Source organism: Endozoicomonas sp. ONNA1, assembly GCF_024606325.1.
Classification (GTDB): domain Bacteria; phylum Pseudomonadota; class Gammaproteobacteria; order Pseudomonadales; family Endozoicomonadaceae; genus Endozoicomonas_A.
Map to the genome: position 1 here is coordinate 1 of NZ_JAHHPN010000550.1, position 1,042 is coordinate 1,042.

Annotated in this window: 1 protein-coding gene; it reads right to left on the reverse strand. The window is 50.8% G+C overall.

The window, feature by feature from the left end; all coding sequences use genetic code 11:
* A partial coding sequence (locus tag KDK19_RS12675) for a hypothetical protein (protein WP_257292105.1) occupies positions 1 to 1,042 on the reverse strand: 1,042 nt, incomplete at both ends.

Here is a 1,042-nt window from a genome sequence, read left to right on the forward strand (position 1 = left end):
CATCACCTGCCAGAGGCGGACCAGGGCCAGATCAAGATCGTGATTTCCGCTGGGTCTGTACAGGTCTTCCTCAGTGTCATCGGGGTGCTTGTCACTCATGTTCAGCAACAGTTTTTCAGACCGTGTATGTTTGCCTATTACCTCCCAGATTCGTGCCAGGGCCAGGTCAATCAGAGGACGCCCACAGGGTTTGCACAGTAATTCTTCAGTGGCTTTGGGATGCTTGCCACTCATGTTCAGCAGTAGTTTTTCAGTCCGTTTATGGTCGCCCGTTAGCTCCCAAAATTTCACCAGAGTCAGATCAATGTTGAGATTTCCGGTGGGTTTGCACAGCGCTTCCTCTCCGGCGAAGAGAGACTTGCCGGCCATGTTCAACAGCAACCTTTCAGTCAGTGTATATTTGTGCTGCATCTCCCAATTTCTTGCCAGTGCCAGATCAATCTCTTGCTTTCCACAAGGCTTGCACAGGCGTTCTTCATTGTCATTGGGGTGCTTGTGACTCATGTTCAGCAGCAGTCTTTCAGCCCATTCATAGTTGCCCATCGTCTCCCAGAGTCGGGCCAGAGCCAGATCCAGGACATGATCTCCACAGGGTTGACACAGGATTTCTTTATTTTGATTGGGTTTTTTGCCCATCATGTTCAGCAGTAGATTTTCAGCCCTGTTATATTGGCCTACTCGCCCCCAGTATCGAACCAGGGCCAAATCAATTTCATAATTTCCACAGGGCTGACACAGGATTTCTTCACTGTTACCAGGGTGCTTGCCGCTCAGGTTCAGCAGCATCTTTCCAGAAAGTTCCAGCTTTTCCGTAACTTGCCAGACCAGGGCCAGGCTCAGGTCAATCTCACGGTTTCCACTGACCCTGCAAAGCCTTTCAACACGGTCACCGAGGTGTTTGCCACTCATGTTCAGTAGCAATCCTTCAGCCAGCTGATGCTTGCCCATGATCGCCCAATGCCGCGCCAAAGTCAGATCAATAACGTAATGCCCAAAAGGCTTGCACAGCATTTCGGCACTGGCATCAGGGTGCTTGCGACTC